At 60.0% G+C, this 24,670-nt stretch carries 20 protein-coding genes and 3 pseudogenes; 8 read left to right on the plus strand and 15 right to left on the minus strand.

Annotated features, from left to right (window positions below; all coding sequences use genetic code 11):
• Nucleotides 1-63: 63 nt before the first annotated feature.
• Both guaA and BN69_RS00580 read left to right on the plus strand, forming a co-directional pair.
• Nucleotides 64-1,668 carry a glutamine-hydrolyzing GMP synthase gene (gene guaA, locus BN69_RS00575; RefSeq protein WP_014889590.1) on the plus strand — a complete coding sequence of 535 codons (1,605 nt, stop codon included), beginning with the start codon at nt 64-66 and terminating at the stop codon, nt 1,666-1,668.
• Nucleotides 1,669-1,985: 317 nt separating this feature from the next.
• Nucleotides 1,986-3,242 carry a tyrosine-type recombinase/integrase gene (locus BN69_RS00580; RefSeq protein ID WP_014889591.1) on the plus strand — a complete coding sequence of 419 codons (1,257 nt, stop codon included), beginning with the start codon at nt 1,986-1,988 and terminating at the stop codon, nt 3,240-3,242.
• On the opposite strand, the gene BN69_RS00585 is transcribed toward BN69_RS00580, so the two are convergent.
• A complete protein-coding gene (locus BN69_RS00585) occupies nt 3,232-3,444 on the minus strand; it encodes a helix-turn-helix transcriptional regulator (protein WP_014889592.1) in 213 nt (70 codons plus the stop codon). The two genes, BN69_RS00580 and BN69_RS00585, sit on opposite strands and share 11 nt — an antisense overlap.
• Before the next feature lie 310 nt (nt 3,445-3,754).
• Between BN69_RS00585 and BN69_RS00590 the strand changes: the two are divergent.
• Nucleotides 3,755-4,283 (plus strand): annotated as a pseudogene (locus BN69_RS00590) (DEAD/DEAH box helicase); the annotation flags it as partial.
• Nucleotides 4,284-4,368: 85 nt separating this feature from the next.
• On the opposite strand, the gene BN69_RS00595 reads toward BN69_RS00590, so the two are convergent.
• The gene (locus BN69_RS00595) at nt 4,369-4,740 is read right to left on the minus strand and encodes a hypothetical protein (protein WP_014889593.1); all 372 of its coding nucleotides are present in this window, start codon (nt 4,738-4,740) and stop codon (nt 4,369-4,371) included.
• Nucleotides 4,741-5,155: 415 nt separating this feature from the next.
• On the opposite strand from BN69_RS00595, the gene BN69_RS00600 reads away from it, so the two are divergent.
• A complete protein-coding gene (locus BN69_RS00600; RefSeq protein WP_014889594.1) occupies nt 5,156-5,698 on the plus strand; it encodes a flavin reductase family protein in 543 nt (180 codons plus the stop codon).
• Between the two features lie 74 nt (nt 5,699-5,772).
• Nucleotides 5,773-5,898: a hypothetical protein gene (locus BN69_RS19925; RefSeq protein ID WP_256364796.1), complete on the plus strand. Its 126-nt coding sequence runs from the start codon at nt 5,773-5,775 to the stop codon at nt 5,896-5,898.
• 345 nt (nt 5,899-6,243) lie between these two features.
• Here the strand turns inward: BN69_RS19925 and BN69_RS00610 are convergent, their stop codons facing one another.
• The 11 genes and pseudogenes from BN69_RS00610 to BN69_RS18615 all read right to left on the minus strand — a co-directional run.
• Nucleotides 6,244-6,561 (minus strand): DUF2274 domain-containing protein, encoded by a 318-nt coding sequence (locus BN69_RS00610; RefSeq protein ID WP_014889596.1) that lies wholly within the window; start codon nt 6,559-6,561, stop codon nt 6,244-6,246.
• Between the two features lie 8 nt (nt 6,562-6,569).
• Nucleotides 6,570-7,775, minus strand: coding sequence for a TraB/TrbI/VirB10 family type IV secretion system protein (locus BN69_RS00615; protein WP_014889597.1), 1,206 nt, complete (start codon nt 7,773-7,775; stop codon nt 6,570-6,572).
• Complete coding sequence (gene trbG / locus BN69_RS00620; protein WP_014889598.1) at nt 7,772-8,764, minus strand: P-type conjugative transfer protein TrbG; 993 nt, start codon at nt 8,762-8,764, stop codon at nt 7,772-7,774. The genes BN69_RS00615 and trbG overlap by 4 nt, the downstream gene beginning before the upstream one ends.
• Entirely contained in the window at nt 8,764-9,444 is a 681-nt protein-coding gene (gene trbF, locus BN69_RS00625; protein WP_014889599.1) for a conjugal transfer protein TrbF, read from the minus strand. Before trbF ends, trbG begins: the two co-directional genes overlap by 1 nt.
• Nucleotides 9,445-10,590, minus strand: coding sequence for a P-type conjugative transfer protein TrbL (gene trbL, locus BN69_RS00630; protein WP_014889600.1), 1,146 nt, complete (start codon nt 10,588-10,590; stop codon nt 9,445-9,447).
• 12 nt (nt 10,591-10,602) lie between these two features.
• The gene (trbJ, locus tag BN69_RS00635; RefSeq protein ID WP_014889601.1) at nt 10,603-11,334 is read right to left on the minus strand and encodes a P-type conjugative transfer protein TrbJ; all 732 of its coding nucleotides are present in this window, start codon (nt 11,332-11,334) and stop codon (nt 10,603-10,605) included.
• Nucleotides 11,331-13,766: a conjugal transfer protein TrbE gene (trbE, locus tag BN69_RS00640; protein WP_014889602.1), complete on the minus strand. Its 2,436-nt coding sequence runs from the start codon at nt 13,764-13,766 to the stop codon at nt 11,331-11,333. The genes trbJ and trbE overlap by 4 nt, the downstream gene beginning before the upstream one ends.
• Before the next feature lie 12 nt (nt 13,767-13,778).
• Complete coding sequence (locus BN69_RS00645) at nt 13,779-14,060, minus strand: VirB3 family type IV secretion system protein (RefSeq protein ID WP_014889603.1); 282 nt, start codon at nt 14,058-14,060, stop codon at nt 13,779-13,781.
• Entirely contained in the window at nt 14,060-14,395 is a 336-nt protein-coding gene (locus tag BN69_RS00650; RefSeq protein WP_014889604.1) for a TrbC/VirB2 family type IV secretion system protein, read from the minus strand. The genes BN69_RS00645 and BN69_RS00650 overlap by 1 nt, the downstream gene beginning before the upstream one ends.
• Entirely contained in the window at nt 14,388-15,326 is a 939-nt protein-coding gene (gene trbB / locus BN69_RS00655) for a P-type conjugative transfer ATPase TrbB (protein WP_014889605.1), read from the minus strand. The genes BN69_RS00650 and trbB overlap by 8 nt, the downstream gene beginning before the upstream one ends.
• Nucleotides 15,327-16,920: 1,594 nt before the next feature.
• Nucleotides 16,921-17,094, minus strand: a pseudogene (locus BN69_RS18615) (integrase core domain-containing protein); the annotation flags it as partial.
• Nucleotides 17,095-17,097: 3 nt separating this feature from the next.
• On the opposite strand from BN69_RS18615, the pseudogene BN69_RS19685 reads away from it, so the two are divergent.
• The 3 genes and pseudogenes from BN69_RS19685 to BN69_RS18980 form a co-directional block, all read left to right on the plus strand.
• Nucleotides 17,098-17,370, plus strand: a pseudogene (locus BN69_RS19685) (transposase); the annotation flags it as partial.
• 506 nt (nt 17,371-17,876) lie between these two features.
• Nucleotides 17,877-20,924, plus strand: coding sequence for an alpha/beta hydrolase (locus BN69_RS18625; RefSeq protein WP_014889608.1), 3,048 nt, complete (start codon nt 17,877-17,879; stop codon nt 20,922-20,924).
• Between the two features lie 77 nt (nt 20,925-21,001).
• Entirely contained in the window at nt 21,002-21,625 is a 624-nt protein-coding gene (locus BN69_RS18980; protein WP_014889609.1) for a hypothetical protein, read from the plus strand.
• Between the two features lie 502 nt (nt 21,626-22,127).
• On the opposite strand, the gene BN69_RS00675 is transcribed toward BN69_RS18980, so the two are convergent.
• Both BN69_RS00675 and BN69_RS00680 read right to left on the minus strand, forming a co-directional pair.
• Nucleotides 22,128-22,556 carry a ribbon-helix-helix domain-containing protein gene (locus tag BN69_RS00675; protein WP_014889610.1) on the minus strand — a complete coding sequence of 143 codons (429 nt, stop codon included), beginning with the start codon at nt 22,554-22,556 and terminating at the stop codon, nt 22,128-22,130.
• Between the two features lie 9 nt (nt 22,557-22,565).
• A complete protein-coding gene (locus BN69_RS00680; protein WP_014889611.1) occupies nt 22,566-24,566 on the minus strand; it encodes a conjugal transfer protein TraG in 2,001 nt (666 codons plus the stop codon).
• Nucleotides 24,567-24,670 lie beyond the last annotated feature (104 nt).

Here is a 24,670-nt window from a genome sequence, read left to right on the forward strand (position 1 = left end):
CCATCCGAAGTCGGTTGTTGAAGCGGGGAGGGACAGGGAGGGGGCCTATAAAAAAGAGAACCCATGACCACCGCGCCCGACGCTTTCCATCACGACATCGCCGACCGCCATGACAAGGCGCTGATCGTCGATTTCGGCTCGCAGGTGACGCAGCTCATCGCCCGGCGCGTGCGCGAGGCGGGCGTCTATTGCGAGATCGCGCCGTTCCAGACCGCCGAGCGCGCCTTCGCCGAGATCCGGCCCAAGGCGGTGATCCTCTCCGGCGGGCCGTGCTCGGTGACGGAGGAGGGGTCTCCCCGCGCGCCGCAGAGCATCTTCGATTCTGGCGTACCCGTGCTCGGCATCTGCTACGGCGAGCAGACCATGGCGGCGCAGCTCGGCGGCAAGGTCGAAGCCGGCCATCATCGCGAATTCGGCCGCGCCGAGGTGACGGCGCTGGAAAGAAGCGCGCTGCTCGACGGCGTCTGGGAGAAGGGCGGCAGCTTTCCGGTCTGGATGAGCCATGGCGATCGGGTGACGAAACTGCCGCAAGGCTTTCGCGTCATCGCCGCGTCCGAAAACGCGCCTTTCGCCGCGATCGCGGATGAACAGCGGCGCTATTACGGGGTGCAGTTCCATCTTGAAGTCGCGCATACGCCCGACGGCGCCAGGCTGCTGTCGAACTTCGTGCACAAGGTCGCGGGGCTGAAGTCCGACTGGACAATGGCGGCGTTTCGCGGCGAAGCGATCGCGGCGATCCGGCGACAGGTCGGCGACGGGCGCGTGCTCTGTGGTCTTTCCGGCGGCGTCGACAGCGCGGTCGCGGCGATGCTCATCCACGAAGCGATCGGCGACGCGCTGACCTGCGTCTTCGTCGATCACGGCCTGCTGCGGCAGGGCGAGGCGGAAGAAGTCGTGCGGCTCTTTCGCGATCATTACAACATTCCGCTGCATCACGTCGAAGCGGCGGACCTGTTCCTCGGCGCGCTGGAAGGCGTCGACGATCCGGAGGTAAAGCGCAAGACGATCGGTCGACTGTTCATCGAAACCTTCGAGGCCGAGGCGAAGAAGATCGCGCAGGACGGGCGCGGCGCGCCGCAGTTTCTCGCGCAAGGCACGCTCTATCCCGATGTCATCGAGAGCGTGTCGTTCACCGGCGGTCCGTCGGTGACGATCAAATCGCATCACAATGTCGGCGGCCTGCCTGAGCGCATGAACATGCGCCTCGTCGAGCCGCTGCGCGAACTCTTCAAGGACGAGGTGCGCGCGCTCGGGCGCGAACTCGGACTGCCCGAAGCCTTTGTGGGACGCCATCCTTTTCCGGGGCCGGGACTCGCGATCCGCTGCCCGGGCGTCGTCACGCGCGAAAAGCTGGCGATTTTGCGCAAGGCCGACGCCGTCTATCTCGACGAAATCCGCAAGGCGGGGTTGTACGACGAGATCTGGCAGGCCTTCGCCGCGCTGCTGCCGGTACGCTCGGTCGGCGTGATGGGCGACGGCCGCACCTATGATTACGTCGTCGCGCTGCGCGCCGTGACGTCGAGCGACGGCATGACGGCGGATTTCTATCCCTTCGACATGAGTTTTCTGGGCCGCGCCGCGACGCGCATCATCAATGAAGTGAAGGGCGTCAACCGCGTGGTGTACGACGTGACGTCAAAGCCGCCGGGGACAATCGAGTGGGAATGATTTTTGCCCCTCCGGCGGTATCCGAAACTACGCCACAATACGACCTAACTGACTGAAAGCTATATATAAACCTATCGAAGTCTTTCGCGGACTATCGCAGGACACGCGTCCGGTCTGACGGTATTTCTGACGGTATGCGCCCGCTTGATCCGTTGACCTTTCGAAGATACCGTCATGGTTAAGAGGGCCTTTGACGGTATTTTTTATGAGACAACACATTGAAATAACGTAGTAAATTACCGTTCAGGCGAGGCGTTTTTGGCCTGACGGTATTTTAGAGGCTCTCCCCCGTTTTTGATCCGATCCCGGAGGGAGTAATGCTGACGGATGCTGGTATTAAGTCACTGAAACCTAAAGATAAATCATACAAGGTAACGGACCGTGACGGTATGTATCTCGTGGTCCAGCCGTCCGGCACGATCGTGTTCCGCCTCGACTACCGGATGAATGGTCGTCGAGAGACCGTGACGCTGGGCCGCTATGGCGCAGCGGGGATTTCGTTGGCCCGTGCCCGCGAAAAGCTCATCGACGCCAAGCGGGCGATAACGGATGGGCGATCGCCGGCACAAGAGAAGCAGCGAGAGAAGCGGCGACTGAAGGAGGCCAAGAGTTTTGGTGAGTTCGCCGAGCGCTGGTTCCAGGAAGGGCGCATGGCCGACAGCACCAAAGCGATGCGAAGGGCGATCTACGAGCGCGACCTCCTGCCCAAGTACCGCAACCGTCTGCTCACCGAGATCACGGCAGAGGATCTGCGGGCTTTATGCGCCGCGGTCAAAGAGCGCGGTGCGCCGGCGGTCGCTATCCATGTCCGCGATATCGTGAAACAGATATACGGCTTCGCGATCCTGCACGGAGAGAAGGTCCACAATCCCGCCGAGGATGTCGGGCCGGCGTCCATCGCTCATTTTGTGCCGCGCGACCGGTCTCTGTCCCCGTCGGAGATTCGGATCATGCTCAATCAACTGGAGCATGTGCCTACCCTGCCGACGATCCGACTTGGCATGAAGCTCTTCCTGCTCACGATGGTCCGGAAGAGCGAACTGCAGGACGCGACCTGGGATGAGGTGGATTTCGAGAACGCGGTCTGGTCCATCCCGAAAGAGCGCATGAAGCGGTCGCGGCCGCACAACGTCTACCTGTCCCAGCAAGTGATCGACATCATGGTCGCGCTCAAGACGTGCGCCGGTAATTCGCGGTATCTTCTGCCGTCGCGGTACGATGCGGACGCGCCGATGTCCCGGGCCACTTTCAACCGGATCACCACCGCGGTCGTGGTGCGGGCCAAGAAGGAAGGGCTGCCGCTCGAGTCGTTCACCGTGCATGATCTGCGGCGGACGGGATCGACCCTACTCAACGAGCTGGGCTTCAACAGCGACTGGATCGAAAAGTGTCTCGCTCACGAGGATGGGCGGTCGTCGCGCGGCGTTTACAACAAGGCTGAATACGAACATCAGCGGCGCCACATGCTGCAGGAGTGGGCGAATATCGTGGACGCCTGGGCCGCCGGTCAGAAGTATGTCCCGTCGTTCTATCCGCCTTCGATGGACTTGTTGGTGCCGGAGCCTAATGTCTGACGGGGCGCGTCTTTCGCAACCCGACGTCGGGAGAAGGCGCGCGCTTGACGGTCTTCGCTCTCGAGGCTATTCGGCGCGCCTGCAGCCAGGCCTCCACCTCAGCGAGATCCCAGACCACGCAGCGCGACGTCAGATAGAAGCGCTGCGGGAATTCACCGCGCTGCTCCATCTCGTAAATCGTGCTGTCGGCCAGCGGCACCATCTCGCGCAGTTGCTGACGCCGGATCGTCCTGCTCGTCTGGAATCCCTGACTCACGACGCTTCTCCGCTTCAGAAGGTCCGGAGACAATAGAAAGCGATAGATGGAGGACCGCGGAAGGGCTCGCCGGGAGACTTGCGAGAATATCGCGCCCTAGCGTGCAGATCGGACGGGTCGTTTCATGTGATCAGGTGCCGCGCGGGATCGACAACATTCGGGGTCGGTTCCTGCATAATGATCGAGGATGGTCGATGCCGTCCGGCGGAAAGGAGCTGCTGCGGCTCCTACACGCTGACGCGTTGTCGCTCGTCATGATCATGTTGTCGCATTGCCGACCAGCGCCGGCAAGACGCGTGTTGCGGAGATCGCCGCCTTGATGACGCTGTCGTCGGCGAGGCGCGTCCTGATCGTGACGCCGTTGCGGGCGCTTTCGGCGCAGACGGAGCGGTCCTTTCGCAAGATCTTCGCGCCTCTCGGGTTCAGCGTCTCATCGCTCTACGGCACCAGTGGACTTTCAGCCGGCGACGAGGATGCGCTTCGTTCGCGCGAGATTGTGATCGCGACGCCAGAAAAGCTCGACTTTGCCCTCCGGAGCGACCCGGCGCTGATCGATGACGTCGGACTGATCGTCCTCGATGAGGGCCAGATGATCGGGCCGAGCGAGAGCGAGATTGCTACGAGAGGCTCGTCCAGCGGCTGCTGCGGCGGGCGGATGCAGCCGAGTGGCGGATCGTCTGCCTTTCGGCGATCCTCCCGAGCGGGGACGAACTCACGACCTGACGGCCTGGATCCGCGCCGACGAGCCGGGCGATGCGGTGCGATCCGACTGGCACCCGACGCGCATAGACCCCTCTCACGCTAGCTCACGGTCCTCTCCGGAATGCGGCGCGTGAGAGACGTGAGAATCTCCCTCTATCTCACGCCAGCTCACGCTTTCGCCGAACGTGACGGCACAAGCTGACAGGGGATCGAAATGGCCGGCCCGACGTACTCGCCCTCGCGATGAATTTTTCCGCTGGCTGGGACAGGCGTTTCTGCGGAAGGAGCCTTGTGTCCATCCTCGCTCGACCAGGCTTCGATCAGGTCCGCTCCGTCGTAAAGTTCGACCCGGTGATTGTCGGTGGAATTTTTATAGCGCGCCACAACGCCGCCGAAATTGCTGCGCGCCCGGCTGGCGTCGCGATCTCGTAGCGTTCCGAGTTGCTTCGCGCCCTTCCAGATGACGATATTGAAGCGGGGTTCACTCGATCGATTGGCATTCATTTTTTGCAGCCCCGATTTCGAATCGCCTGTGTTCATGCTTGCATGGCCCGGCCGGTTATGACGATGGGGACTCGGCAGCTTCTTTGGGGTGCCATCACAACCCGCCCCGCTCGCCGCTCACCTGATTGACTATCACATGCTCTCACCCGCGCCTTCGCTGAGTATCAACTTGATATAATTGCGTTTGTTCGCCATATCGCGTTCCTGTCTCGCCCCTCTCGCCGCCGCTGGACAACATGGTGCGCTCGATCAGCGATCGACCTTGCGGCTCTGGGACAGTGCTCTCGCTGCGAGCTATCAGGCAGCCATCTGCATCAGCCATGATGTTGTCGCGGGAGCAGCATTACGGCGGTCCGCTCTCTCGGACATTTTTCGCGTGGTTCCCATAGAGTCGCGCAAAAGAGCAGGATGTTCTGGCCTCATTTGGCAAGCACAACCTCGGGAGTCTTTCATGCGCCAGATGCAGCTGAAAAAGGTCTTCACTCTCATCGAGCCGGGACCGGTGGTCCTCGTGACGACCTGCCACGCGAACACGAATAACATCATGACCATTTCGTGGACCATGGTGCTCGACTTTACACCAGTGCTCGCCATCACCACGGGCCCATGGAATCATTCCTTCGCGGCCTTGCAAGAAACGAGAGAGTGCGTAATCGCAATTCCGACGGTCGACCTGCTGGACAAGGTCGTCGGCATCGGGACCTGCTCGGGCGCCGATACCGACAAATTCGCCAAGTTCAAACTTACGGCGGTGCGCGCCAAGAACGTGGGGGCGCCTTTGATCCGCGAATGCCTTGCCAACATCGAGTGCAAAGTCATTGACTTTATCGACAAGCATAACATCGTAGTACTGGAGGCTGTCGCAGCGCATGTCGACTCCGCGCGCAAAGAAAGGCGCATGGTTCACGCGGTGGGCGACGGCACTTTTGTGGTCGACGGCCGTAAGTTGAACCGCAGAAAGATGATGGCTGCCAAACTTCCAGAAGGAATCTGAGCCGGCAATTCAGCATGCATTTGCGGCTTTTGCCACATCTCTGATCGCGCAATTGAATTGGAGAGAGCGTGGCCATGATGCATGATGCCGAAAGACATACGCGCAAAGCGAAGACATGGGCGCTCAAAGAACTCTGGGCAAAGTGGCGAACGAATGCTTGGAACAAACTGGAGATGAAGGTCGCGCTGGCGTTGTATTGACAGGCGCTGGTCGCGCGTCTCTTTCGCGTGTGAGTTTCAGCCTGGCCGAGATTGATTGCGTCGCTCATTGGGCCGTTGTCGCTGGGCGAACTGGGTCGGGGCATTGACGGCGTGTGTCGCGCGAAGGACTTCTGGGGTTCGTCGCCGCCGGTTATGGCGTCACGATCGCCTCAAAAGCTGCTCGCGGAGTCGCGTTCCAAGCGTTGTTTTTTGGCGGATTGGAGAGGAGGACGCGCCTTTCGCCGTTTCGAATGGCGTGGGTTGCCAGGAACGATAATCCGGCGATGGTAGATTCGTCGTTCATGTTCGCAAAGTCGTAAGCTTATCGCCGAGAGACCCTGGCGCTCAAATTTTGTCTGACTGAGCAGAACCAGCAGGAAATCGGAATGCGCTTTCTGACGCCGATTTCGGAAACGGTTTGGGAACGGAAGTAGCCCCCGTGCTGTTAGGCTTGGCATGACGGGCTATCTTGAACCCCCTGTCGCTCGCGATGAATTTCTCCAGCATCGGCGCAATGAGTTTGGCTGGCTCAATCAGCTTTCCTGTCTCCTTGGAGAGGATCTCCGCGTAGGCGACCAGATTACGATGCAGCGCCGCCGGCAGTGTGACGGTGATCTTCGCGGGTTTGTCGTCGTCGATTGAGGCGAGTTTCAGCTTGGTCATGGATCGGCTCACTTCGCGGTCAACAATGCGCGTTCGTTGTATGGCGCGAGCACGAGGTCGCGCGTGACGATCACCCGCACCGGAAAGCCTGGACGGATCGTCAAAGTCGGCTGCATATTGAGATTTCGTCCGACGATTTGCTGGCCGGTTTGATTAAGGCTTTGTGCGCCGCCACGGCGCAGCGCCTGGATGAGCGCGTTTTCATCGCCCGTCGTGCCGAGTTGCGTGCCGACGCCGAGAATGGTCGAGAGCGCCGCGGCGCCGGCGAGACGAAGCCAATGATGATCGACCTCGTCTTCGAGTCCGGAATAGCCGGAAGCATCCGCGCCGGGCTGGCGCTCGAGAACGATCGAACGCCCGTCAGGAAGAATGAGCCTGTTCCAGACGAGCAGCACGCGGGACTGACCGAAGGCTATTGCTGAGTCATAGAGACCGATCAGTTTTGAGCCTTGCGGAATCAGCAGAAATTTCCCCGTCGGGCTGTCATAGACGTTTTCGGTCACTTGGGCGGCGATCTGACCCGGCAGATCGGAACGAATGCCTGTAAGGAGCGCCGCCGGAATAACAGCGCCTGCTTGCAGGACGTAGCGCGAAGCCGGATGTTCGAGTCGATCGGGGCTGACCGTTCTCCGATCGGTCGGCGCATTGACGAAGGCGAGCTTGCGATCCTGCATGTTCTGGATCGCGCCGGGGTCGAGCGGCGCAATCTCCGCGGAGAAGGGCGAGGCCTGATATGGAGGCTCGGCACTGAATGAATGAGGCGAAGACTCTGCCGCTGTCGCGTCGCGCTCATGCATATTGGTCGACGCAAAGAGCTTCGCCGTGCGCGCCGCCTCGCGTTCCTGACCGATGCGCTGCTCTTCCGGATCGACGGTTGTTTGCGGCAATTGACCCTGTGCGGCGAGGATCGGCCGGCCAAGATCGCCGGGCAGAGGCGGCCCAAGTTTCGGAACGTTTTTTGGAAGGCCAGTATAGTCGCGAGGCAGCGCGGCGAGCCCGTCGGCGGTCGTTTTGGCGTCAGTGTTATAGAGTTCGAGCGGCGGCTTGGCGCGCGAGCGCTCATGCAACGCCCAGAGCGTAAGGCCGAGGACGAGCGACGACGAGACGCCGGCGAGCGTGATGAGCACCTTGCGCGAGAGCCGCGTTACGGCCGTTCGTTCGGGCCGCAGCCGTAATTCCTCGGCGAGCTTCTTCTCGTGCTCCGACGCCTTCATATGGCCGGTCTTCCATCGCTGCGGACGATGCGGACCACTCTTTGATCGTCCGATCCAAAGCGCAGTTCGGCGGCGGCGAAGAGCCGGTCGACCATCATGTGATGGCCGCGCACGCGATAATTGACGAGCTGACTGTCGCCGGAAGCGCCGATGACGAAGAGCGGCGGCATTTCGCCTTGGGAGATGCCGCGCGGGAATTCGATATAGACCTTGCGGCCGTCGTCGAAGGCGCGCAGCGGGCGCCAGGGCGCGGCGTCTCCCTCGATCGCATAGCGGAAATTGAGGCTCCCGAGATCGACGCCCGTATCGACCGGCATAACTTCTTCGGCCGCAGCGTTGCGCCGTCGAAGCGCAATGAGCTCGTCCTGCGGATATTGCCAGGAGACGGAAGCCATATAGGTCTTTTCCGTTGCTCTGAGCTCCAGATGATAGGTGCGCCGATCCGTGTTGATGACGAGATTGGTCATGAGGTCAGGCCGCGTCGGCTTGACCATGATGTGGGTCTTCCTCGACGCGCCCACGCCGCTTTCGGTATCGCCAATGATCCAACGCACCGTGTCGCCGGCGGCGACGGGACCGGAGCCGACTAGCTGCTCGCCCTCCTGGAGCGCAATATCGGTGATTGCTCCGGGCGACGCATAGACTTGATAGAGCGCGCCTTCGGTGAAGGGATAGATCTGGACCGCATTGATATAGCCGGCGCGGCGGGGTTGAACGCGCGCCGCGGCGTTCGCCTGCGCCACCCTGACTTTGGGATCGGGCGCTTCCGGCGTCTCCTTGAACTTCGACAAGGGTTTGAGCTGTCCCGGCAGCGGCAGGATCTTCGGAATCTCGACGATCTTGACCGGCTTCTCCGGATCGCTCTCAATCACTGCGGGGACGGGAATATCGTCATAGGCGATCTCGGGCGGTTTGAAGCTCATGCAGGCGGAAAGGGAGGTCGAAGCGAGTAGCGCGGCGATGAATCTCTTGGATCGGATCGGCGTCATTATCCGAGCTCCTTCGACCAGTTGATTGCGTGAATGAAGAGCCCGAGCGGATTTTTGCGCAGGCGCTCGGCGTCGCGGGGCGGCTGCACCACGATGGTCAGAATCGCGGTCCAGCGTTCGGTCGAAACGAGGCTGGCGTTCTCGTAGCGCCGCTCGGTCCAAGCGATGCGGAAAGAATCGGTTGAGGCGCGAATGACGCTCGTAACGTCAACGGCGATCTGGATTTGCCCGACCTTGGCGAAAGGATCATTGGCGCGGGCGTATTCGTTGAGAGCGTGCGCGCCCCTGTCAGTCACAAAGTCATAAGCTTTGAACCAGTTCTGCCGGACGATGATCGGATCCGCTGGAATGGCGCGGACATTCTCGATGAAGCGCGCGAGATGCCAGGCGATCTGCGCATCGGTTGGTTGATAATCGGCGATCGCCGGGGCGACGGCCTGCGCTTCTCCCAACTTATCGATCTGCACCACCCAGGGAACGATGGACCCGCGCGCGCCTTGCCAGACGAGCGCCATTGCCAGTCCTCCGGCGAGGATCAGATTGCCAAAGGCGATAAGGCGCCAGTTCTTCGCCTGCACGCGCGCGGAGCCGATGCGCTCGTCCCAGACCTGCGCGGCTTTCTGGTAAGGGGTGACGGGTTCTGGCGTGCGCCCGTATCGAACGGAAGAGCGTTTGAACATTTAGCGGCCTTCAGAAAGATTGATGGAAGTTCCGGCGCCATGGGCGTCGCCAGCGCGAACGGAATGGGCGGCGAGCGAGACGCCGTGAGCGACGGACTGACTGCGCTTGAAGCGTTTGGCCCAATCGGGTTCGCCGGCGAGTGAAGCGGCGGAATTGGGGATTGCCAAACCGCCGATCGGAGACGCGCTCGAAAATTGCGCGGCGGAGGATTCAACAGCGGCCCCTGTACCCCCTCCCGGCGCTCCGCCCGGGCGCGGCGACGTTCCGCTGGGAGAACCACCGCCAGGCGCATCGGGACCGCGCGATGGCGGCAGCATCGCCGCCGCCTGCGTCTCGCTCTTTCCGGCCGGCCCCATCAAAGCGCCGCCAACAATCCGCGCCGCGCCGGCTCCGGCGACAACCGCGCCGCCAACTGTAAGTCCGGTTCCGACAACTGCGCCCGCGCCAAGTTGCGGTCCTCCCGAGACGATGCCATTGGCGACGCCGGGACCGAATATACCGAGACCCAGAAGCGACAGCGCCGCGAGGACGAGCGCCATGGCGTCGTCGACGGCGGGTTGAGCGTCAGGCGCGCTTTGCGTGAATTGCGCAAACAGCGTCGAACCGACGCCGACAATAACGGCGAGGACGAGGATCTTGACGCCTGAGGAGACGACATTGCCGAGAACGCGTTCGGCGAGAAAGGCGGTTTTGCCGAAGAGGCCGAAGGGAATGAGGATGAAGCCCGCGAGCGTCGTGAGCTTGAACTCGATCAGCGTCACAAAGAGCTGAATGGCCAGAATGAAGAAGCTTAAAAGCACGACCGTCCAGGCGAACATCAGCACGACGATCTGGACGAAATTTTCAAAGAAGGAGACATAGCCAAGGAGCGATGAGATCGATTCCAGGATCGGACGGCCGGCGTCGATCCCGACCTGTGCAATGCGCCCCGGTCGCAGAAAATCGGCTGACGACAGGCTGCTACCGGCGGCTTTGAGCCCAAGCCCGGAAAAACTTTCGAAGATGATCCTCGCGAGATTGTTCCAATTACCGATCAGAAAGGCGAAGACGGCGGCTTCAACGCCAATGAGCGACACGGCGCCGAGGACGATGCCGACGGTGACAAATCCTAGATTCTCGGGGGTGAGCCATTGCTCGATCTTCATCACAGCGCGCCTCTAATGGAACATGGCGACGTTGCCAGGCTGATAGGCCTGGCCAGGAGTAATGAAGCGGCGCATCTGCTCGCGCGCCTGTTCCTGCGCCTCGGCTTGACGCGCGAGTTCGAGCGACTGGGCGCGTCCCTGCGAAGCGAGTAGCGCCGTCACGTCGGCGAGCTGCTTGCTTTGCAATGCGAGCAGCTGATTCCCAGATTGCGACGCCTGTAGCGCGCCAACGGCCGATTGGCTCGATAACAGAAGCGTCCCGGCTTCGGATCTGGCCGTATCAATCGATTGAACGATGCCGGCCTGAACGCGCATCGCGTCCTGGAGCGCCGCGAGAGAATTCTGCCAGCGCTGCCTTGCGCCATCGATCAGCGAAGCGGAGCTTGTCGAGACGTTCGCCGGCCCATAATGGGTCGAGAAAGCCTGATCGATCTGGCCCACGTCATAGGCGATGCGCCGCGCTTCATTCAGCAGGCGCTGGGTCTCGCCGATCGATTGCTGAAGGCTTTGCAGCGAGGAGTAGGGAAGATTTGCGAGATTCTTCCCTTGATTGATCAGCATCTGAGCCTCGTTCTGGAGGCTTGTGATCTGATTATGGATCTGCCGCAGCGTATTGGCCGCCGTCATGACGTTTTGCGCGTAATTGGTGGGATCGAACACCGCCAGTTGCGCCGATGAGGGACTGTTTAGAGAGAGAAGAATGGCGACAGCCGTCGCAGCTGCGAGCGGTTTTTTTCGGATCATGACGAGGTCTCCGAAGATGCGGGATTGGGGAGAAGGTCTGCAGCCCAGCGAAGGCCGCGATGCGTCAGCCAGGCGCAGGCAAACCCCTCGCGTCCGTATTCAGCGACGATTTGAGAAATCGCCCGCTGATCATTTTTCGAGGACGCGGCGCAGAGCGCGAGGGCGAGCGGACCAAGTCCGAGTTCAAAGAGACGGTTGCCGCGCCGCGACTGACAGTAGTAGTCGCGCTTGGGCGTCGCCCGCGCGATAATCTCGATCTGCCGATCGTTAAGACCGAAGCGCCGATAGATCGCGAGGATCTGGGGTTCGATCGCTCGTTCGTTGGGCAGAAAGATACGCGTCGGGCAGCTCTCAATGATCGCCGGCGCGATCGGGCTTATTTCGATATCGGCAAGCGACTGCGTGGCGAAGACGACGGAGGCGTTTCTCTTGCGAAGCGTCTTGAGCCATTCGCGCAATTGCGCGGCGAATCCGGGATCATCGAGCGCGAGCCAGCCTTCATCGATAATGAGCAGGGCTGGCGAACCATCGAGCGCGGCTTCGATGCGGTGGAAGAGATAGGAGAGAACGGCAGGCGCCGCGGCGGAGCCGATGAGCCCCTCCGTCTCGAAACATTGAACATCAGCGTCGCTTAGATCCTCATGTTCGGCGTCAAGGAGCCGCCCATGTGACCCGCCGAGGCAATAGGGTTTGAGTGCGCGTTTTAGGGGATTGGATTGCAGAAGGACCAAGAGGCCAGTGAGGGTCCTTTCGTGAACCGGCGCCGAAGCGAGAGACGAGAGCGAAGACCAGATATGGTCTTTCACCTCCGGGGTAACAGTCACATTTTCGCGAGCGAGGATCGCAGCGATCCATTCCGCGACCCAGCCTCGCTCCGCAGTATCGATAATATTGGCGAGCGGCTGCAGCGAGACCGGCTCAAAGGCGTCTTCCGACAGAGCCCCGGCGAGATCGCGCCAGCTTCCGCCGATCGCCAGCGTCGCGGCGCGGGACGAGCCGCCGAAGTCGAAGATAAAGATGCGCGACCGCTCGTAGCGACGAAACTGCAGCGCCATCAGCGCCAGGAGCACGCTCTTGCCGGCGCCGGTCGGTCCGACAATCAGCGTATGGCCGACATCGCCGACATGAAGCGAGAAGCGGAATGGCGTCGAGCCTTCGGTCTTGGCAAAGAGCAACGGCGGAGCGTTGAGGTGGGCATCGGTCAGTGGTCCCGCCCAGACTGCCGAGAGCGGGATCATATGGGCGAGATTGATGGTCGAGACCGGCGGCTGGCGGACATTGGCGTAGACGTGTCCAGGCAGGGACCCTAGCCATGCCTCAATGGCGTTTACCGTCTCGATCATGCAGGTGAAGTCGCGGCCCTGGATGATCTTTTCGGCAAGCCGCAGCTTCTCGTCGGCGAGACGTACATCTTCGTCCCAGACAGTGAGCGTCGCCGTCACATAGGCTTCGCCAATAAGATCGGAGCCGAGGTCCTGAAGCGCGGCGTCGGCTTCGAGCGCCTTGTTATGCGCGTCGGTGTCGACGAGCGTTGCCGCCTCATTGGTCATGACCTCCTTGAGGATGGCGAGGATCGATTTGCGCTTGGCGAACCACTGGCGGCGAATGCGGGTGAGAACCTTGCTCGCGTCTACCTTGTCGAGCGAGATCGCCCGCGTCGACCAGCGATAGGAAAAGGCGAGACGATTGAGTTCGTTGAGAATCCCTGGATGGGTCGAAGAGGGAAAGCCGAGGATCGTGAGCGTTCGAAGATGCGCGTTCCCCAAACGCGGTTCGAGCCCGCCTGTTAAGGGTTCGTCGACGAGAATGGCGTCGAGATGCATGGGTGTCTCGGGGACGCGCACCTTGTGCCGCTTGGTCGAGACGCAAGAATGAAGGAAAGAAAGGGTATCGGCGTCATCGAGCCATTCGGCTTCCGGCGCAAAGCCCTCGATCAACTGCAGCAGCCGATTGCTACGATCGATGAATGAGGAAAGGACGCTTTTTGCGTCCTGTTCTGATGAGCGGCCTTCATAAAGCCAGCTCTCGGCGCTCGCTGCGTCATCCTCGGGTGCCAAATAGACGAGGGTGAGAAAATAGCCGCTCTCGAAATGCGCGCCTTCTTCCTCGAACTGCGCCCGACGTTCTTCGTCAACCAGCGCCGAAACGGGATCTGGAAAGAAACTCGCCGGATAATCCTGCGCCGGATTGCGCTGCGCCTCGAAAAAGATCGCCCAGCCGGAGCCAAGTCGGCGGAGCGCATTGTTGAGCCGCGCCGTGACGCTGACAAGTTCGGCTAGCGTGGCGCTTTCCAGGTCTGGGCCGCGAAAGCGCGCCGTCCGCTGAAAAGAGCCGTCCTTGTTAATGACGACGCCCGGAGCGACGAGCGCCGCCCACGGCAGAAAATCGGCGAGGCTTTGCGGCTTCTTGCGGTATTCGGCGAGGTTCAGCATGGAGGCTTTCCCTCAAGCGCCGAAATGCGCCGGATAGCGCAGATGCCGGCGCACGACTCCCACGAAGTCGGGATCGCGTTTTCCCGCCCAGACGGCGGCGGCCTGCGCGACGACCCAGAAGACGAGGCCGGCGATCCAGAGCCGCAGACCGAGTCCAAGCGCGGCGGCGAGAGTGCCGTTTGCAATGGCGATCGAACGCGGCGCGCCGCCGAGAAAGATCGGCTCGGTCAAGGAGCGGCGAACGGGCACACGGAAGCCCGGAACCGACGCGTCGGATGACGAAATTGTCCCCATCAGATCAGCGCTCCGCCGCCGAAGGAGAAGAAGGAGAGAAAGAAGCTGGACGCCGCAAAAGCGATCGAAAGTCCGAAGACGATCTGTACAAGGCGTCTAAAGCCGCCCGACGTGTCACCGAATGCGAGGGTCAGGCCGGTCGTGATGATGATGATCACGGCGATGATCTTGGCGACGGGTCCTTCAATCGATTGCAGGATCTGCTGGAGCGGCTGCTCCCAGGGCATGTTGGAGCCGGCGGCGAGCGCGGGTGACGAAACGATTGCAATGCCAAGTCCGAGAACCGCAATTCCAACGCGCGTCCGAAATGTCGCGCCGCTATGAAACCTATTCATGCTCTTCTCCGAAGCTGATGCGGGTAAGCTCGATGAGCGCGTAGTCGCCGTGTTCGCCGAGGCCTGTGACAGCCGCGAGCTCGATCAGCCTGCGCTCAGCCCCTCGGCCGGCGAGAACGGCGACGATCTGGATCGTCTCGGCGATGAGCGCGCGCGGCACCGTGACGACGGCTTCTTGAATGAGCTGTTCGAGACGACGCAGCGCGCCGAGCGCGGAACCCGCGTGAATGGTGCCGACTCCTCCGGGATGGCCCGTGCCCCATGCCTTCAGCAAATCCAGCGCTTCGCTGCCGCGCACTTCGCCAATCGGGATGCGATCGGGCCGAAGGCGGAGTGACGAGCGGACAAGTTCAGAGAGTGACGCCACGCCGTCTTTAGTGCGCAGTGAAACGAGATTCGGCACCGCGCATTGCAGTTCGCGCGTGTCTTCGATCAGAACGATGCGGTCTTTCGACTTGGCGACTTCCGCAAGCAAGGCGTTGGCGAGCGTCGTCTTGCCGGTCGATGTGCCGCCGGCAACAAGGACATTCTTGCGCTCGGCGATGGCTGCTCGAAGGATCGCGGTTTGATGCTTCGTAATGATGCCCGCCGCGACATAATCGTCGAGCGAGAACACCGCGACAGCGGGTTTACGGATCGAAAAGGCTGGCGCGTAGACGATCGGTGGCAATACGCCTTCAAAGCGCTCGCCTGTTTCCGGAAGCTCCGCCGAAATGCGCGGCGCGCCTTCGTGAGTCTCCGCGCCGACATGATGCGCGACAAGGCGGATGATGCGTTCGCCATCCTCTGCCGAAATCCGCGCGCCCGTATCCTCTAACCCGCTCGTCAAGCGATCGAGCCAGAGCCGACCGTCTGGATTGAGCATGATTTCGACGACGCCTTGGTCATCGAGCCATGCCGCGATCTCCACGCCCAGCGCCGTGCGCAGCATCCGCGCGCTGCGTGATAGCGCTTGCGCACTGTCGGAGTGAGTTGGCAATTGCGTCCCCGGTGCTCGTCGAATCGCGCGCTGGCGGTTCGAATCCGGGGTCGATTAAGAAAGGCCAATGCCGACCGGATGCAACAAGCCTATTAGGAGCGTAGGGCTCTAGCGTGCAAAAACCGGGGAAGGGAATGATCGAGATTGCGGTTCACGGGATCTCTGTTCGCGCGAACGATGCCGAGTGCATACGTTTCGCCTCAAGGAGGTAGGCGCCGGTGAAATTCGATGTTCTGGTCGTGACCCTGACCGGACCTTTGCCGGACCGCTGTCGGGCTACAAAGTTACGATGAACCCTGAGCACGCGAATACTAGACGGCATCCTACATCAATGGAATCTTGAGAAACCGAGCCTGTCTGTGCGGTGCTAGAGTGACGTGCGGGTTGCGTAAATCCGTTTATGGGCCAAACTTAAGTGTAAGTTGGCGGTGGTGAGGGATTTCCAATGCGATCATTGACTGCTATTTTTATTGTGCTTGCTGGAACTAGCGCGGTGGCAGCGCAGCCTGCGCGGAAGTTCATTCCTTTGACGACACAGGATGTTCCAAGAAGCGTCTTGGCCGAATTTGGCGCTGTGCTTGAGGAGCCAGGCGAGGCTGGGACAAAGGGGGTAGGCATTCCCTTTATATGCCCCGGCGCCATTGCCGCGGCGATCGCCGCAACCGAGGAGGCTGTTGAGCGGCGGGATCAGGTGCGCGACGCTCTCGGCCGCGATCTCGAGGCAGCGCGTTACGCCGCAGATCGCGCCTTCAGACAGTATGACGCCGCCGACCCCACCAATCGGTTAGTCGCCGGCGAACTCGAGGCGCGCTGGAATACTGCACTTGTCCGCGTCGCCGACCTTGAAAGCAAGATTGTTGCGCACGAGACGGCTTCTCCGACGCCGACGATCGATCCAGCCGCGCTTGCCCTGCTGGGAGCGAACCTCAAAACGGTCTGGTCGGCTCCGACGACGGACGCGCGATTGAAGAAGCGCATCGCGCGCACGCTGATCCACGAAGTCGTGGCCGATATCGACGACGACGCTTCCGAAATCGTCATCGCCGTCCATTGGATGGGTGGCGCGCACAGCGAGCTTCGCTTGCCAAAGCGCCGGCGCGGACAGCGCAACAGCACACCCGCCGACATCATTGCCGCCGTACGCGAACTGGCGTTGATCGCAAGCGACGATTTGATCGCCGGCCTTCTCAATCGTAACGGGCTCCAGACCGGCCACGGCAATCGCTGGACCCGCGAGCGCGTCACCTCGTTGCGTTCGCACCATTGCATTCCGGTGTTCAAAGCAGCCGCCGATGGCGTCGAGCCTTGGCTCAATCTCTCCGACGCCGCGCGCGTCCTGAAGATTGCTTCGAAGACTCTGCGGCTGGCGGCCGAGGCCGGCGAGATCGACGCGCGCCACCCCTTTGAGCGACGGTCCCTGGATCTTCGCACGGGCCGAACTCTTGACGGACGCCGCCAAATCAATTGCAGAACGCGCCCGACGAAGCACCAGATACCCCGCGGGACCCAACCGCGACCAGCAAAGCCTCTTCAACTCAATGGCATAGACAGATGGGTGTTCTGATGCGTGGTTGTAGTCGATCCTCCATGCTTCGATGAGACGCCGCGCTTCGGCGAGGGTCCCGAACCAATGGACGTTCAGACATTCGTCACGCAGCGATCCGTTGAAGGTCTCGATGAAGGCGTTGTCCGTTGGCTTGCCTGGTCGCGAGAAGTCGATCCGGGCCGTTTGGTCCCCGATCACAAGACCATCGCGGACTTCCGGAAGGACAACGGCGCCGCGATCCGGAAAGTCTGCGCCAAGTTCCTAGCCTTATGTCGGAACATGGGCCTCTTGCAGAATACGAGCATGACGGTCGACGGCAGCAAGTTCAAGGCGGTGAACAACCGCGATCGCAACTTCACACACGTCAAGATGGCGAGGCGGAAGGCGCAGATTGAAAGGAGCGTCGACCGTTATCTGCGCCAACTCGACAGCGCCGATCGCCAAGAGCCTTCGGACCTCGATTTCGATTTCAGGTGGGGACCGGGAGTTGGGGAGGGTCTGTCCATCGACGAGCATAGGGATAGCCAAAAAATCACCAACTCGAACTTGGCTATTTCCAGCATACTCATGCAGGAATATTTTATCAAACATGCTCATCGCAGGAATATTTTCATAAGATGTGAGTGTGGGTGGTATTTGCGATAGGATGGTCCGCCAACGCCCATCGAGTCATCGACCGATTGTCAGATTGATCGCTTTTAGCGCCCGTCACCTACCGCCCCTTGGCGACCGACCCTATTCGAGCTTATGATTTGCTTAATCTTTTGTATCGGCATGCGACGTCCCGAGCGCTTTAGAATGAGCCCAATCAGTACTGAGCGGCGAAGGGAAGCGCCGACGATTCATCGTAAACGTTGTTTTCCTCCATGGACTCGCGCGCAACCTGCTGATGCGTTGACCAAGCGGCGGGCTAGCGGCAGCTTCGTTCGCGGGCTTGAAAAGTTGCGGATCAGCTCATGAGCGGCGAAGTTGATTTGCAAGAAATCGCCGGCCCGAATGAGACTAAGCTCAACGTGATCTTCGTCCATGGCCTCGGCGGCGACGCGAAGGGAACCTGGACGTTTGACGAAACACCTTTACACGCCAAGGTGAGCGGAAAGCTAAGCCAATTGTTGCCGAATTTTCTCAGGGGAGAGCCGAGATTAAAAGAACCCACAGAAGTCGCCTTCTGGCCGGAATGGCTCGCACAGGATGTGGACGGCCTTGCAGTCTATTCGCTTGATTACCCTTCCGACCCTAAGCGCTGGAGAGCTGGCTGGAGCGTCACGAAGTCGGCCGTTGCCATTCTCGATGCCCTGATGGTCGACCGCCGACTTCGTGGGAACGGCGCGCCCATCGTCTTTGTTTGTCACAGCCTCGGCGGTTTGGTCGTGAAGAAACTAATTGTCACGGCCAATATCGACAAGGGGCAGGAGCCGAAAAAGGGCACCTTTCTTGATCGCATCGTCGGCGTCGCGTTTCTGGCAACGCCGCACCAGGGCGCGTTTCTGGCGACGTTTCTGACCGAATTTGGTTGGATGGCGGCGTCCGAGTCGTTGCGCGACCTTCAGGCCAATAGCGACGCTTTGCTGGACATGGGCAATTCCTATCGCAGTATGATCGAGGACGAAGGCCGGCGCATTGAGCATTGCGTTTATTACGAAGACGAGAAGGTTGCTGGCCTAAAGATCGTCAACGCGGGCAGCGCAAATCCAGGGTTGACAGGTGTGCGTCCTGTCGCGGTGCTTCGCGACCATTTGTGCGTCTGCAAGATGCAGAAGAAGGATCAGGTCTACAACGGCGTGCTGGCGCTCCTGGAGGAGGCCCTGAAGCCAAGACCGGACCCCTCGCGCAAAGTTCTGGAAGAAGCCAAGACCGCCGCTGAAGCCGCCAAGGAAAATACGGAGGCAATTTCACAACAACAGAAATCCGACAGCGCAACGCTCAATGAAATAAAAGAACTACTCGCCCTTGCCCACCAATCGGGTGCTGCGCAACGCGCCATTGACCAAGGAATTTCAGAAGCCGCACTACGTGCTGTCGTCGAGAGGCTGGGCGGCGAGGGTCTCTTACGGGATGATCTTATCCCTTGGCTCGACCAATGGACGGCGGCGGCCGCCCGCGAATTGCGGGACGGCGCAAATGAGGGTGAAGCGTTCGATCGCGCATTCGCTAAAGCGAGAGAACTATTCAACGCTGGCCGCATCGCTGAAGCCTCGCAGCCATTCATGGAGGAATTGGAGCGAAGGAGAAAGGCGGAGGAACAGCGTCGCGAGGAAGAAAAGCTCAGTCAACTGCGTCTCGTGGAGGAAGCGATCAAATATGACAAGTTGGCGTTGAACGGCGAGGCGGCCGCCAAGAAACTCTGCGTCATGGCGGAGATTGAGGGCCTGCGAACGCCAGAGGATCTGGGGGGATTTTTATTAGAAAAAGCGAGAGAATTTTACGAGATCGGGGATCGTTTCGGAGACAACGCCGCCTTGTTGGTCGCGATTGCGGCTTACCGCGAGGCGCTCAAGGAAGTTACGCAAGAGCGCGTTCCGCTTGATTGGGCGACAACGCAGACCAACCTTGGCAATGCCCTTGCGACACTTGGTGAGCGCGAGAGCGGCACTGTGCATCTTGAGACGGCGGTTGCAGCCTTTCATAGCGCTCTGCAAGAGCGAACCCGCGAGCTGGTGCCCCTTGCCTGGGCTGAGACGAAGAACAACCTTGGCAATGCCCTTGCGACACTTGGTGAGCGCGAGAGCGGCACTGAGCGTCTTGAGGCGGCGGTTGCAGCCTTTCATAGCGCTCTGCAAGAGCGAACACGCGAGCGAGTGCCCCTTGCTTGGGCTGCAACTCAGAACAATCTCGGCAATGCGCTAGCAGCGCTCGGTGAGCGAGAGAGTGGGACTGAACACCTTGAGGGCGCCATTGTTGCGTATCATGAAGCCCTAAAGGAATGGTCGCAGGAGCGAGTGCCATTTGATTGGGCGATGACGCAGAACAATCTCGGTAATGTGCTATCGACACTAGGCGGACGTGATGACAATACCGTTCGTCTTGAAGAAGCCGTCGTCGCATATCGCGAGGCATTAAAGGAACATACTCGAGAAAGAGTCCCGCTTGCTTGGGCCGCGACTCAGGCCAATCTTGGCGTTGCGCTCGCGGCGCTCGGTGAGCGCGAAAGCGAAATTGCTCGTCTTGAAGAAGCCGTCGTCGCATATCGCGAGGCATTAAAGGAACATACTCGAGAAAGAGTCCCGCTTGCTTGGGCCGCGACTCAGGCCAATCTTGGCGTTGCGCTCGCGGCGCTCGGTGAGCGCGAAAGCGAGATTGCTCGTCTTGATGAAGCCGTCGTCGCATATCGCGAGGCATTAAAGGAACATACTCGAGAAAGAGTCCCGCTTGCTTGGGCAGCAACGCAGAACAATCTCGGTAACGCGTTGAGGTCGCTCGGCGAGCGTGAGAACGGGACCGCACGTCTGGAAGACGCTGTTGCTGCTTTTCGCAACGCACTGCAAGAACGGACCCGCGAACGAGTCCCGCTTGCTTGGGCAGCAACGCAGAACAATCTCGGTAATGCGTTGACAGCGCTTGGCGAGCGTGAGAACGGGACCGTACGTCTTGAAGAGGCTGTTGCTGCTTATGGAGCCGCGCTCCTAGAATGGACGCGCGACAACGTTCCACTCGAATGGTCAAGGGGCAAGCACAATCTAGGTTATGCACTAAGTAAGCTTGGTGAGCGCGAAAGTGGGACGGCACGTCTTGATGAGGCTGTCGTAGCTTTTAATGATGCGCTTAAGGAAAGGAGTCACCGAAGCGTCCCTCTAATGTGGGCAAGGAGCGCCGGCGACCTAGGCTCTGCGATGACATTGATTGCACAACGTCGAAATGATCTAGCGATGGCTGAGGCAGCATTGATTCGATTAGATGCTGCATTCACTTTGTTTCGAGATGTTCGCCATGTCCCAGATGCGGCTAATTATGGAAAACGACTTCAGCGCGCTCGGGCTCTTGTTGAGCACCTACGTTTTACGTGATACAACGCGATTATTGAATTACTGATGCCTAGTGGGGGAAGAAAATGATGTGTATAAGGAAATATGCTATTGCCGTCATGTTGCCAATTCTCGTTACGACTCCGACAGTGGTACATGGTGGAACAGTACTTGTATTTGGCAGCCATGCGAGCCTTGCAAATAGATTGGGAGTTGATATCCCTGACTGGGGACCAAAAGATAAATCGCGTTTGCCAGAGAAATGCCCTTACTTTGGTGGCGATGGTATGTACGGGTTTACTTTTTCTCACGCGTTTGCCAAAAAATTCAGAAAAAAGGGATTTACAAATCTAAGCTTGTGCATGGCTATGGCAAGCGAGATTAAGTTCGATCCTCAAACAGGTAAAAGACTACCAACGTTTATTTTGGCAGATATTCCAGCTGTGAAACGAGGCGAAATTGAGTCTGGGACTTCTACAGATCAGATACCATATGATTTGCCTAATTGTTTCAGAAATGCGCAACCCCTTCGAGATTGCAAACTCAACTTTGATATGGAAACCGGAAGGCGATTAACGACCAGACAAGTTCACAAGCTGAAGAGAGGTGAAATTATTGGAAACCGTGTGCGCAACCGGCTCCTGCCCAGCGGACATGGTTACGTTCTTTATAACGACGGCGGTGCGGGCTCAGAAGCAAGCAATGATACAGTGAAAATCGTTCTAAAAAAATTCAATCAATAGCGGTTTGCTGGCATCATGCCGTTGGAGACCGTGTGAGAATGGGTGCGGGGGGCCCCGAATCTTGGTGTCCCCTGCGCGGCGATTACGGCTTCGTCATTGTGCCGCTTCTCTTGAGTGGGCACCCCCAAGGGCGCGAAAATTACTGCCCGGACCGGGCATCTCGGGGAGGACGGATGGGAACACGATTACTCAGTGATCGAGAGGTGCTGCCGGTGCCCGTGGAAGCGGAGCAGGAGAAGGACCACCGGTGGCCTTGTTTCGACGCAATATCAATGATGCCCTGGGAGGCCGTCGATTCCGACCTACGCGGAGTGACTCTTCGCATCTTAGGTGACAGCATCAAGGCGCATCGTGTGAAGCGCGTCGTATTCGATACGGACGAATTCCCGGTCCGGAGACACAGATGGAGAAGACGAAAGCCGACGTCTAAATGCGTTTGACGGAATTCACGCCCGCCGCTGCACTATAACGGACCAATGTCCATTTTCGGCGCCAAGCGGACCTATGGCTCAGATGTCTCCGGTCTGGTTGTGTCGATTTCTTGCGATACGTCTTTAGCGAATCGCTGTCCTTTCGCCAGCCTTCGTCCTAACGCTTCGACGAAAGCCTCGTATCTTTCTTTTGCTTTAGCCTGGGCTGCGGCCTGCGCCTCTCCGGGGAGTGGTGGCGTCGCGGTGAGCCAGGCGCGGATAAAGAGTGCCTGCGCTTCATTGCCGATCGACACATCTCGCTCCAGACGTTCGATCGCGCGCGTCATCTTGTCGAGGCGTCGCGTGATTGCCGCCTCACGCTGATCAGCGGCGTCTGGTGATAGAAAGGAGGCGAGGGCCGCCTCGACGATGGTCGATTTCGAGAGACCTCGGCGTGCGGCGAGCTCGTCGAGGCGCTTGAGGAGCGCAGCGTCGAAATAGCAATTCAGTCGACCCTTCATCCTTTGTCCTCAGAGCCGCAAGCCATCGTCGGGATCGAGAGAAGCTTGGCGCGCGACCGAGCGCATCCGATCACCAAACATCTTCGAGTTAACGGCGCCGGTGTCTGGCTGGTCATCATCGGCAAAGGTGAATTCCTCTGGCGACGCAGGAATCTGCGGCGTTATCGCCTCATATTCCGGCAGCATGGGTTCGCGCCGTATCCCGCTATTTGCGTCCTCGGTCTCGTCATCGCGAGGCTCAACGACCTTGCGGTGGGCCGACTTTTGTCCGGGATCCGTGACGGCGATTGGCCAAATCTGGTCCGGGCGACCATCGTTGGCAGTTCGGTGCGGCGATTTCGGCGGGACGAGTATTCTCTCTTTGAAGCGCTTGTCTTCATAATAGCGCGCCTTGCGGGCGCGGATCGGCGGCGCGCCGGAGACGAGAATGAGTTCTTCGTCCTGCGACAGCTGCATTACTTCTCCGGGCGTCAGCAGCGGGCGCGCCGTCTCCTGGCGCGAAACCATCAGATGACCGAGCCAGGGTGAGAGGCGATGGCCCGCATAGTTCTTCATGGCGCGCATTTCTGTCGCCGTGCCGAGCGCGTCCGAAACCCGTTTGGCTGTGCGTTCGTCGTTCGTGGCGAAGGCGACGCGGACATGACAATTGTCGAGAATGGCGTTGTTAGCGCCATAGGCTTTTTCGATCTGATTGAGCGACTGGGCTATGAGAAACGCTTTGAGCCCGTAGCCGGCCATGAAGGCGAGCGCGGACTCGAAGAAATCGAGCCGGCCGAGCGCGGGGAACTCGTCGAGCATAAGAAGAAGGCGCTGGCGTTTCGATTTTCGGTCGAGGTCTTCGGTGAGCCGACGTCCAATCTGGTTGAGGATTAGCCTGACCAGTGGTTTGGTCCGGCTGATGTCGGAGGGAGGCACGACGAGATAGAGGGTCGTCGGGCCTGGGTCGGAAACGAGATCATCGATCCGCCAGTCGCAGCGTGACGTGACCTTGGCGACGACGGGATCGCGATAAAGGCCAAGGAAGGACATGGCAGTCGAAAGGACGCCGGAGCGTTCGTTCTCGCTCTTGTTCAGAAGTTCGCGGGCAGTAGACGCGACGACGGGATGCGGGCGGTCGCCGAGATGCCTCGTCGTCATCATGGCGCTGAGCGTCTTTTCGATCGACCGATCCGGATCAGAGAGAAAATTAGCGACGCCGGAGAGCGTCTTGTCTTCTTCGCCATAGAGCACGTGCAAGATGGCGCCAACCAGGAGGGAGTGACTGGTCTTCTCCCAATGGTTACGCCGCTCAAGCGCGCCTTCTGGGTCGACGAGAATGTCGGCGACATTTTGAACGTCGCGCACTTCGGCGTCGCCACGCCTGACTTCGAGTAACGGGTTATAGGCGGCGCTGTCTGCATTCGTTGGATCGAAGAGTAGCGCGCGACCGAAGCGGGCGCGCCAACCGGATGTCAGCGACCAATTTTCGCCCTTGATGTCGTGAACGATCGCCGAGCCGGACCAGGCGAGCAATGTCGGCACGACGAGGCCGACGCCCTTGCCCGAACGGGTCGGGGCGAAACAGAGCACATGTTCCGGCCCATCATGCCGCAAATAGGCGTTGCCGAATGCTCCGAGCACGACGCCATCGGGACTGAGCAAGCCGGCGATGCGGATATCGGCTTCGTTCGCCCAGCGCGCGGAGCCATAGGTGGTCGCATAGCGCGCTTCCCGAGCGCGATGAACCGAGAGACCGATCGCCGCGGCGATGGCGACAAATGTCGCCGAGGTCGCGATGCCGGCGCCTTCGAGAAAAATGTCCGGCGCATAGGCGTCGAACTGATACCACCACATGAAAAAGGTCGGCGGCGGATAGATGGGCAAGTCGGGTCCTGGGGAAAACCACGGGGCGCCAAGTTCGGGCTGGAAGCCAAGACGCCAAGCCGTCCATTGCGTCGCCGCCCACACGCCGAGGAAGACGATCGACAGGACGGCGACGATCTGGCCCCAGAGAATTTTCGTCGCATACATGGCGGCGAAGATCGGCGCAGGGGAAGCACGCCGGCAAGAGGGATACAGCGCGGATCGAAGAATATCGCGCGCTCTCGCGCAAAGACTGGCGAAGGTTGCAGTGG

It is taken from the genome of Methylocystis sp. SC2 (assembly GCF_000304315.1).
GTDB lineage: Bacteria > Pseudomonadota > Alphaproteobacteria > Rhizobiales > Beijerinckiaceae > Methylocystis.

What these genes read in the sequence shown, in the direction of transcription:
- BN69_RS00680 (WP_014889611.1), bottom strand. Translation starts at nt 24,566, where the DNA reads ATGTATGCGACGAAAATTCTCTGGGGCCAGATCGTCGCCGTCCTGTCG.
- trbB (WP_014889605.1), bottom strand. Translation starts at nt 15,326, where the DNA reads ATGCTGCGCACGGCGCTGGGCGTGGAGATCGCGGCATGGCTCGATGAC.
- BN69_RS00615 (WP_014889597.1), bottom strand. Translation starts at nt 7,775, where the DNA reads ATGAAGGCGTCGGAGCACGAGAAGAAGCTCGCCGAGGAATTACGGCTG.
- trbG (WP_014889598.1), bottom strand. Translation starts at nt 8,764, where the DNA reads ATGACGCCGATCCGATCCAAGAGATTCATCGCCGCGCTACTCGCTTCG.
- trbE (WP_014889602.1), bottom strand. Translation starts at nt 13,766, where the DNA reads ATGCTGAACCTCGCCGAATACCGCAAGAAGCCGCAAAGCCTCGCCGAT.
- BN69_RS00675 (WP_014889610.1), bottom strand. Translation starts at nt 22,556, where the DNA reads ATGAAGGGTCGACTGAATTGCTATTTCGACGCTGCGCTCCTCAAGCGC.
- BN69_RS00595 (WP_014889593.1), bottom strand. Translation starts at nt 4,740, where the DNA reads ATGAACACAGGCGATTCGAAATCGGGGCTGCAAAAAATGAATGCCAAT.
- BN69_RS00610 (WP_014889596.1), bottom strand. Translation starts at nt 6,561, where the DNA reads ATGACCAAGCTGAAACTCGCCTCAATCGACGACGACAAACCCGCGAAG.
- BN69_RS00645 (WP_014889603.1), bottom strand. Translation starts at nt 14,060, where the DNA reads ATGGGGACAATTTCGTCATCCGACGCGTCGGTTCCGGGCTTCCGTGTG.
- BN69_RS00600 (WP_014889594.1), top strand. Translation starts at nt 5,156, where the DNA reads ATGCGCCAGATGCAGCTGAAAAAGGTCTTCACTCTCATCGAGCCGGGA.
- BN69_RS00580 (WP_014889591.1), top strand. Translation starts at nt 1,986, where the DNA reads ATGCTGACGGATGCTGGTATTAAGTCACTGAAACCTAAAGATAAATCA.
- BN69_RS00585 (WP_014889592.1), bottom strand. Translation starts at nt 3,444, where the DNA reads ATGGTGCCGCTGGCCGACAGCACGATTTACGAGATGGAGCAGCGCGGT.
- trbF (WP_014889599.1), bottom strand. Translation starts at nt 9,444, where the DNA reads ATGTTCAAACGCTCTTCCGTTCGATACGGGCGCACGCCAGAACCCGTC.
- BN69_RS19925 (WP_256364796.1), top strand. Translation starts at nt 5,773, where the DNA reads ATGATGCATGATGCCGAAAGACATACGCGCAAAGCGAAGACATGGGCG.
- BN69_RS18625 (WP_014889608.1), top strand. Translation starts at nt 17,877, where the DNA reads ATGAGCGGCGAAGTTGATTTGCAAGAAATCGCCGGCCCGAATGAGACT.
- trbJ (WP_014889601.1), bottom strand. Translation starts at nt 11,334, where the DNA reads ATGATCCGAAAAAAACCGCTCGCAGCTGCGACGGCTGTCGCCATTCTT.
- guaA (WP_014889590.1), top strand. Translation starts at nt 64, where the DNA reads ATGACCACCGCGCCCGACGCTTTCCATCACGACATCGCCGACCGCCAT.
- trbL (WP_014889600.1), bottom strand. Translation starts at nt 10,590, where the DNA reads ATGAAGATCGAGCAATGGCTCACCCCCGAGAATCTAGGATTTGTCACC.
- BN69_RS00650 (WP_014889604.1), bottom strand. Translation starts at nt 14,395, where the DNA reads ATGAATAGGTTTCATAGCGGCGCGACATTTCGGACGCGCGTTGGAATT.
- BN69_RS18980 (WP_014889609.1), top strand. Translation starts at nt 21,002, where the DNA reads ATGTTGCCAATTCTCGTTACGACTCCGACAGTGGTACATGGTGGAACA.